This is a genomic window from Planktotalea sp. (assembly GCF_018607965.1).
Taxonomy (GTDB): Bacteria; Pseudomonadota; Alphaproteobacteria; order Rhodobacterales; family Rhodobacteraceae; genus Planktotalea.
In genome coordinates, this window is record NZ_JABBAM010000044.1 from 1 (window position 1) to 7,817 (window position 7,817).

General features: G+C 54.6%; 9 protein-coding genes, 1 other RNA gene and 1 pseudogene. 10 read left to right on the forward strand and 1 reads right to left on the reverse strand.

All coding sequences use genetic code 11. The features are described 5' to 3' along the window. Window positions 1-77: 77 nt before the first annotated feature. From gatC to QZ279_RS03955, 10 genes are all read left to right on the forward strand, one after another. Window positions 78-365, forward strand: coding sequence for an Asp-tRNA(Asn)/Glu-tRNA(Gln) amidotransferase subunit GatC (gene gatC / locus QZ279_RS03910; protein WP_293448189.1), 288 nt, complete (start codon window positions 78-80; stop codon window positions 363-365). Beyond that, complete coding sequence (gatA, locus tag QZ279_RS03915; RefSeq protein WP_293448192.1) at window positions 365-1,852, forward strand: Asp-tRNA(Asn)/Glu-tRNA(Gln) amidotransferase subunit GatA; 1,488 nt, start codon at window positions 365-367, stop codon at window positions 1,850-1,852. Before gatC ends, gatA begins: the two co-directional genes overlap by 1 nt. Window positions 1,853-1,884: 32 nt before the next feature. Beyond that, a complete protein-coding gene (locus QZ279_RS03920; protein ID WP_293448194.1) occupies window positions 1,885-2,565 on the forward strand; it encodes a hypothetical protein in 681 nt (226 codons plus the stop codon). A gap of 78 nt (window positions 2,566-2,643) precedes the next feature. Next, the gene (locus tag QZ279_RS03925; protein ID WP_293448207.1) at window positions 2,644-3,258 is read left to right on the forward strand and encodes an N-acetylmuramoyl-L-alanine amidase; all 615 of its coding nucleotides are present in this window, start codon (window positions 2,644-2,646) and stop codon (window positions 3,256-3,258) included. 13 nt (window positions 3,259-3,271) lie between these two features. Further along, window positions 3,272-3,675: RNase P RNA component class A (gene rnpB / locus QZ279_RS03930), an RNA gene on the forward strand. A gap of 204 nt (window positions 3,676-3,879) precedes the next feature. Beyond that, window positions 3,880-4,785: an alpha/beta hydrolase gene (locus QZ279_RS03935; RefSeq protein ID WP_293448197.1), complete on the forward strand. Its 906-nt coding sequence runs from the start codon at window positions 3,880-3,882 to the stop codon at window positions 4,783-4,785. Next, a complete protein-coding gene (locus QZ279_RS03940) occupies window positions 4,782-6,161 on the forward strand; it encodes a 3-isopropylmalate dehydratase large subunit (protein WP_293448199.1) in 1,380 nt (459 codons plus the stop codon). Before QZ279_RS03935 ends, QZ279_RS03940 begins: the two co-directional genes overlap by 4 nt. An 11-nt stretch (window positions 6,162-6,172) precedes the next feature. After that, window positions 6,173-6,778, forward strand: a complete 606-nt coding sequence (leuD, locus tag QZ279_RS03945; RefSeq protein WP_293448201.1) for a 3-isopropylmalate dehydratase small subunit — start codon at window positions 6,173-6,175, stop codon at window positions 6,776-6,778. 420 nt (window positions 6,779-7,198) lie between these two features. Beyond that, complete coding sequence (gene rpmG, locus QZ279_RS03950) at window positions 7,199-7,366, forward strand: 50S ribosomal protein L33 (protein ID WP_007814563.1); 168 nt, start codon at window positions 7,199-7,201, stop codon at window positions 7,364-7,366. A gap of 88 nt (window positions 7,367-7,454) precedes the next feature. Next, window positions 7,455-7,598: a hypothetical protein gene (locus QZ279_RS03955; protein WP_293448204.1), complete on the forward strand. Its 144-nt coding sequence runs from the start codon at window positions 7,455-7,457 to the stop codon at window positions 7,596-7,598. A 39-nt stretch (window positions 7,599-7,637) separates the two neighbouring features. On the opposite strand, the pseudogene QZ279_RS15635 reads toward QZ279_RS03955, so the two are convergent. Further along, window positions 7,638-7,793: pseudogene (locus QZ279_RS15635) on the reverse strand (hypothetical protein); the annotation flags it as partial. Window positions 7,794-7,817: the final 24 nt, after the last annotated feature.

Sequence of the window (7,817 nt, forward strand, 5' to 3'; positions counted from 1 at the left end):
AATTCCCACGTGGGCTTGCGAGCAGCGCGCACGCCCGTTAAATGCAAACCAACTGATAAAGCCGGAGACCTTGCCCGATGTCGATTGATGTAGAAACAGCCGCACGCGTTGCGAAATTGGCCCGCATTAAAGTGGAGCCAGACGCGCTGCCCGCATTGGCGCAGGAATTTACCAATATTCTCGGTTTTATAGAGCAACTCAATGGAGTCGACGTCGAGGGCATTGAGCCTATGACATCTGTAACGCCGCAGAAATTAAAGCGCCGCGTAGACGCTGTGACTGATGGCGATCAACAACCCAAAGTGCTCGCGAATGCGCCAGATGCGCGCGAAGGCTTTTTTGCGGTTCCGAAGGTGGTTGAATAATGTCTGATCTGAACAAAATGGGCTTGGCAGGCGCGCGCGATGCTCTGCGCAAGGGTGAGACGACATCGGTTGAGCTGACCGAGACGTTTTTGAAAGAGATTGAAGGCGCATCCGCGTTGAATGCATTCGTGCATCGCACGCCAGAGATCGCGATGACACAGGCCAAGGCCGCCGACGCAAGGATTGCTGCGGGCGACGCGCCTGCGATGTGTGGATTGCCGATTGGTATCAAGGATTTGTTCTGCACCAAAGGCGTGCCGTCCCAAGCGGCCTCTGCCATCCTGAACGGGTTCAAGCCTGAATACGAAAGCACAGTCAGCCAGAACCTGTTTGACGCAGGGGCGGTAATGCTGGGCAAGTTGAACATGGACGAATTCGCCATGGGTTCGTCTAATGAGACGTCTGTTTACGGCGATGTGGTGAACCCATGGCGTCGCGCAGATGAAGACACGGCGCTGACGCCGGGTGGTTCTTCTGGTGGGTCGGCCTCTGCGGTTGCCGCGGACCTTTGCCTTGCGGCGACGGGTACAGATACAGGCGGTTCTATTCGCCAGCCAGCGGCCTTTACGGGTATCACGGGTATAAAGCCAACTTACGGCCGCTGTTCGCGTTGGGGCACGATCGCGTTTGCGTCCTCGCTTGATCAAGCGGGTCCGATGACCAAAGATGTGCGCGACGCGGCGATCATGTTGGAAGCGATGTGTTCGTATGATCCAAAAGACAGCACCAGTGCAGAGCTTGCTGTGCCGAATTTTGAGGCCATGCTGACAGGTGATATCAAGGGTAAGACCATTGGTATTCCGAAAGAATATCGTATGGATGGCATGCCCGACGAAATCGAGCAGCTTTGGGCCAATGGCACAGCCATGCTGAAGGATGCAGGCGCGAAGATCGTTGATATTTCTTTACCGCACACGAAATATGCGCTGCCAGCTTACTATGTGATTGCGCCAGCTGAAGCGTCGTCCAACCTCGCGCGCTATGATGGTGTGCGCTATGGACATCGTGCGACATTGGATGCGGGTGATGGCATCACAGAGATGTATGAAAAGACCCGCGCCGAAGGATTCGGCCCAGAAGTACAGCGTCGCGTGATGATCGGAACTTACGTTCTGAGTGCTGGTTTCTATGACGCATATTACAACCGTGCGCGCCGCGTTCGCACGCTGATCAAGAAAGACTTTGATGATGTATTCGCTACTGGCGTCGATGCGATCCTGACACCAGCAACGCCAAGCGCTGCGTTTGGTTTGGGCGAAATGAAGGATGCGGATCCTGTTCAGATGTATCTCAATGACGTCTTCACCGTGACTGTGAATCTTGCGGGTCTTCCCGGTATCGCGGTTCCTGCTGGTGTGGATAGCCAAGGATTGCCCCTTGCGCTGCAACTGATTGGCAAGCCGTGGGAAGAGGGCGATCTGCTAAATACCGCCTATGCATTGGAACAAGCGGCAGGTTTTGTGGCAAAACCAGCCAAATGGTGGTAAACGCGTCAAAAAGAAGAATGAGGCAGTTTAAAATGAAGCGGTTCACCTTTTCAGCGATCACCCTTTGTGCAGCCGTTGAGCTGGGCGCATGTAGTCCAACTATTCCTGATAGTGGGGCTGGTGTAGCTTTTGGCGACTACAACGAGTTCGAACAAAAACAAGCTGCGCGCGAGGCGGCACTTGCAGGTAGAAACAGCACTCTGCCTGCTCCGCAATCAGTAAGTGCTCAAACGCTTGCACCCGCAGCGGCATCGGGCATTCCCGAGGCGAACACAGCGGTTCAGGCGAACCCTGCCAATGCGGCCCCAGTTTTGCGCGCAGGCGGCATCAGTGCTGAGAACGATTTCAGTGCAGTTTCTGGTCAACGCTCGATCGAGGGCGACGCGGCTAAACGTGCCGCTAACCAACAGGAATATCAGGTTATTCAACCTGTTGCGTTGCCGACACGTCGAGGTAGCGGTGGGCCAAATATCGTGGCTTTTGCGATTGCCGCAAAGAATGCCAAAGGCGAAAAGGTTTATCGCCGCAACCGCTTTAATGCTGAGCGCAAGTATCATCGGTCCTGTTCTGGTTTTGCGTCGCAAGATCAAGCGCAGCAGGCATTTATGGCTGCAGGCGGTCCTTCAAAGGACCGTGGCGGCATGGATCCTGATGGCGACGGTTTCGCGTGCGCGTGGGATCCGGCACCCTTCCGCAATGCTGTGAACGGCTAAGCGATGAGCGGCGCTGTTTGTGTGCAGCGCCCATCGCCAAATTGCGGCCCGCGCAGAGGTGGTATTGTCGCGCCCGATATGATCGTGATCCATTACACGGCCATGCAAAGCGCTGTGGCGGCGATAGACACGCTGTGTGATCCCGAAAAAGAAGTCTCTGCGCATTATCTGATTGCGCGCGACGGTGTGGTGACGCAAATGGTCGACGAGACCGCGCGCGCATGGCACGCGGGCGCTGGGTGCTGGGCAGGGTGCGATGACATAAATTCACGCTCTATCGGGATCGAACTGGACAACGATGGGTTTTCGCCGTTTTCCGCGCCTTTGATGGATGCTTTGGAAGACTTGCTTGGCGGAATCCTGTCGCGGTGGGATATTCCTGCACATCACGTGATTGCGCATTCAGATTTAGCACCGCTTCGCAAAGTCGACCCTGGGGGCCGTTTTGATTGGCGACGCTTGGCTTTGGGTGGCTTTTCTATTTGGCCGGATAAGAGCGATGAACTGCCAATGCGCGAAAGTCTTGTTGCGCTGGGCTACGCGGTAGATGAGTTCGGGCTAGAAGCGTGTTTGTCCGCGTTCCGCTTGCGCTTTGCGCCGATGCGAGCAGGGCCCGAATCTGAGGCAGACAGACGCGATGCTGCTTCGCTCGCGACGCGATTGGGAGTTGACCCAACCAATGCCAACAGCTAGGCGACATCTGCGCACGGAAGGCTGGGTGGCTGCGGTTCTTAATTGGATCGAGGAAAGTCCGGACTCCATGAAGCAACGGTGCCGGGTAACGCCCGGCCAGGGTAACCTGAGGGAAAGCGCCACAGAGAACAGACCGCCTTTGTTTCGGCAAGGGTAAGGGTGAAACGGTGCGGTAAGAGCGCACCGCGGGACGGGTAACCGAACCGGCAAGGCAAGCCCCACCGGGAGCAATGCCAAATAGGGATGCCACGTGGGTGTGATCAGGCAACTGATATCCTCACAAGGGCGCTTCAGCCTAGGCATCCGGGTTGGCAGCTAGAGGGGCGCAGGTAACTGCGCGCTAAGATGAATGGTCATCCATTTGCATCCCGTATGGGGTGCTTTGGACAAAATCCGGCTTATAGGCCCTCCGTGCGCATTTAATTTGTTAGTCTGTTTAGGCTTCATGGTTTAGGCGGATACTCCGCGCTTCCAGTTTAGTTGTGTGGAGTGGCGCGCGCTGTTTGAGACGACTGGAATTTGTCTAAAGGGTTAGTCGGCAAGATTGCTCGATTTTCACGAATATTCTTGTCGTTTATTCTTAAATAAGGAATTAAACCTAATCCCTTCGGAGAGTGAGACATGTTTCAGGAATTCGTGGAAGAGCGTATTGAAGGCGATGGTGCGACTTTGTTTGTCCGCCGCGCTGGACCTAAAGACGCGCCGCCGCTTGTTTTGCTTCATGGATATCCACAGACTTCTGCCATGTGGCACGGTGTGGCACCAATTTTGGCGCGTTCGTATCAGGTCGTTTGTCCGGATTTACGCGGATATGGTCGCTCAGATAAACCAACGTCAAACGCATCGCACGAGCCTTATTCAAAACGCGCGATGGCGGGTGACATCGTCGCAGTTATGCGGCGTTTGGGGCACGAGCGATTTCTTGTCGGTGCCCATGATCGCGGGGCGCGGGTTGCGCATCGGATGGGCTTGGATCATCCTGATTGCATAGCGGCTATGGCTTTGCTCGATATTGCGCCAACCCGTGAAATGTATGCAGGTACCAGCCCTGAATTTGCTCAGGCGTATTGGCATTGGTTCTTTCTAATTCAACCAAATCCGCTGCCCGAACAAATGATCGGGGCTGACCCCGAAGGGTTCTGGAAACTAAAATGCTTTAATCAGGCACGTGGGGTAAACCCGTTCTCTCCCGAGGCACTGACTGAATACCTATCGGCCTTTGCTGATCCGGCCGCCATTCATGCAAGTTGCGAAGACTACCGCGCCGCTGCGGGTATCGACATCGAACATGACAACGCTGATCAGGGCCGAAAACTCGACATGCCCATACTGACGCTTTGGGCAAAACGCGGTGTGATTGAGACATGCTTTGATGCGCTTGGCCTTTGGCGTCAGCGCGCCTCGCACGTTGAGGGCGAAGCGCTTGATACGACACATTACCTGGCCGAAGAGATCCCGGATGATATCGCCGCGCGAATGTCTGAATTCTTTACTCGTAACCCAATTCATTTGGAGGCTGCCAAATGAGCCGCACGCTGTATGACAAATTGGTCGACGCCCACAAGGTCTGTGATCTGCCCGACGGTGACATGCTGATCTACGTCGATTTCCACATCATGAACGAATACACGAGCCCGCAGGCTTTTTCGGGGCTCGATACAAAGGGTTTTAACGTTTGGCGACCCGAGGCGCATTTGGCAGTGGTCGATCATGTGAACGCAACACGCGGCAGCGCGCCACATGATGCGGCGTCCAAGCTACTGATCGACAATTTGCAAGCAAACTGTACCAAACATGGCATAGCCTTTTACGGTCTTGGTGATCCGCGGCAGGGCATTGAGCACGTCGTTGTACCGGAACAGGGGTTGGTTGCGCCGGGAATGCTAATCGCGTGCGGTGATAGTCATACGACCACGTACGGGGCATATGGTGCTTTGGGCTTTGGGATCGGCACATCGGAAGTCGAACATGTGCTGGCAACGCAAACGCTACGCTATAAACGCATGCAAACCATGCGCGTTACGATCGATGGCGATACAGCCCTTGGTGTGACGGCAAAGGATATCATCATGAAAGTTGTGCAAACCGTTGGCGCAGGTGGGGCCAATGGTTTTGCGGTAGAGTTTGCGGGGGCTGCTATTCGCGGCCTTGATATGGCGGGGCGGATGACTGTTTGTAACATGGCGGTAGAGCTGGGCGCGCGCGCGGCTTTGATCGCCGCAGATGAAAAGACTAAAACTGCGTTACAAGGTCATTCTCATAGCGGTCAGTTTGCATTCAACGGTGAAAGCTGGATCAGCGATCAAGACGCAATATTCAACCAAGAGGTCTCTATTTCAGGGGCCGATATTGAACCTCTTATTACTTGGGGCACCAGCCCAGATCAGTCGATACCTATCACGGCGAATGTGCCTTGTGCCGTGGACTATATCTCTTCCGAGGCCAAAGCCGCGTTGGCACGTTCATTGCGCTACATGGGCTTGTCTGAGGGGCAATCGGCCCGGTCGATACAGATCGACACGGCATTTATCGGCTCTTGCACCAACTCTCGTATCGAAGATCTTCGGGAGGCAGCCAATATACTGGATGGCCGACAGGTGGCTGCAGGCGTCGAAGCGATCGTTGTGCCGGGCTCTGCCATGACCCGCATCAAGGCCGAAGCCGAAGGTCTGCGCGCCATCTTTGAGGCGGCTGGGTTTGAATGGCGACCTGAAGCAGGCTGTTCGATGTGTCTGGCAATGAACGACGACATCGCAATGGATGGCGAACGGGTCGCATCATCAACCAACCGAAATTTCGAAGGACGACAGGGCCGCGGTGCACGTACCCATCTAATGTCGCCCGCCATGGTCGCGGCTGCGGCCATCGCAGGACACCTCGCGGACGTGCGTGATTTCAAATGAAAGACAAGCAGATGACGAAAACGATTATGGGGATCGCCGCCCCATTGCCATTGGCCAATGTCGATACCGACGTGATCATGCCGAAGCGGTTTCTGATAACGATCACCCGCGAGGGCCTAGGTGACGGCGCTTTTGCCGACCTGCGTTTTGATAACGCGGGGCAACTGCGCCCAGACTTCATCTTGAACAATGCGCCTTGGACGCGGGCCAGTATTTTGATTGTTGGTGATAACTTTGGCTGCGGGTCTAGCCGGGAACATGCTGTCTGGGGCATGCGCCAACTGGGGATAAATGCCTGCATCGGGACAGGGTTTGCTGGAATATTTTACGACAATGCCCGCAAAAACGGTCTGGCATTGCCTATCGTTTCCCCCGCGACGCGTGATTTTCTTTTGCAATTTTCCAGCGATGCCAGAGGCCACGAGATATCGATTGATCTTGAAAGTCGAATGATCACAGCTGGCGATATTAGCGCATCATTCGAGATGGATGATGCTACGCAAACGGGGCTGATCAGGGGCCGTGATGATACATTGGACACTTTGGAACATGCGGGTGCGATCCGAGATTATGAGGCCGGATTGAACAAAGAAATGCGGATAAGTGTCCTTAAGTAGACCACCGAGGGGGCAAGTGGACATCTGAGAGTTGGAATGCGTCGCCGCTCAGGCGAACGTTTGGGGCTGAAGTAATCTGCTCCGCTTTTGTTCGTCGCATTTCGGGAAACTGGAAAGTTTGATCGCCGACGATGAGGCCGCTAAAATGCTGCGTGATGCATGCAAGGCAACAACGCAAAAACTGCGCTGCGCCAAAACTGCTGTTGGCTGTTTAGCAAATTGACGTGGTTTGCCCCTTCATCAGGGTGGCCAAGCCTAGTGCAGATGGATACGGGGCAGTACACTTGCAAAATTCGCGGAATGGGCGGGAATCCTTCATGTCGCTCCGAAATGCCTGTTGACTCGGGCGCGGCGCGCGGTAGAAGGCACTGATAAAGAATTCCCGAGCAGCAAAAGTATGCTCGAAGTAGGAGATGACCCATGGCGAAGCCAACCACGATCAAGATCCGCCTGAACTCGACCGCGGGTACAGGCCACTTCTATGTCACAAAGAAGAACGCACGTACGATGACCGAGAAAATGGTTGTCCGTAAGTATGACCCAGTTGTGCGCAAGCACGTTGAGTACAAGGAAGGCAAAATCAAGTAAGCTTGGTTTTCCGACTTCAGTGCTTTGAAAAAGCCGCTCCTTCGGGGGCGGCTTTCTTTGTTAGCAAGCGTTTATGCGATATCTAGTGATGACCGACGTTAACGTGATGCTTGTGGGTGTGGCGATGTTTATGGCCATGCTTGTGCTTATGCGTGTGATACTTGTGATGCGCATTGTGGCCCTTGTGCTGAACCGAGCCGCCACAGGGTTTACCACGCAGAAATTTGCTTGAGACCCAATAATGTTTCCCATTGTAGGAAACTTTCGTCCAGCCATGCGAATGCCGAACCACGTGAACCTTGGTGCAGCGCTTAAAGCTACGCAAAACATGATGGCCGGTACCGGGACCGGATCGCGCATTAAGCGTCGTATTTTGCGATGTCCAAGCGCTTGATGCCGCTGCGCTAATCGTCGATGCGGCAAGCATTCCGAAGGCTAATGTCCCTGCTAA

Bases quoted from the DNA above. Each gene is read 5' to 3' on its own strand.
- gatC (WP_293448189.1), top strand. From the start codon at position 78: ATGTCGATTGATGTAGAAACAGCCGCACGCGTTGCGAAATTGGCCCGC.
- gatA (WP_293448192.1), top strand. From the start codon at position 365: ATGTCTGATCTGAACAAAATGGGCTTGGCAGGCGCGCGCGATGCTCTG.
- QZ279_RS03920 (WP_293448194.1), top strand. From the start codon at position 1,885: ATGAAGCGGTTCACCTTTTCAGCGATCACCCTTTGTGCAGCCGTTGAG.
- QZ279_RS03925 (WP_293448207.1), top strand. From the start codon at position 2,644: ATGATCGTGATCCATTACACGGCCATGCAAAGCGCTGTGGCGGCGATA.
- QZ279_RS03935 (WP_293448197.1), top strand. From the start codon at position 3,880: ATGTTTCAGGAATTCGTGGAAGAGCGTATTGAAGGCGATGGTGCGACT.
- QZ279_RS03940 (WP_293448199.1), top strand. From the start codon at position 4,782: ATGAGCCGCACGCTGTATGACAAATTGGTCGACGCCCACAAGGTCTGT.
- leuD (WP_293448201.1), top strand. From the start codon at position 6,173: ATGACGAAAACGATTATGGGGATCGCCGCCCCATTGCCATTGGCCAAT.
- rpmG (WP_007814563.1), top strand. From the start codon at position 7,199: ATGGCGAAGCCAACCACGATCAAGATCCGCCTGAACTCGACCGCGGGT.
- QZ279_RS03955 (WP_293448204.1), top strand. From the start codon at position 7,455: ATGACCGACGTTAACGTGATGCTTGTGGGTGTGGCGATGTTTATGGCC.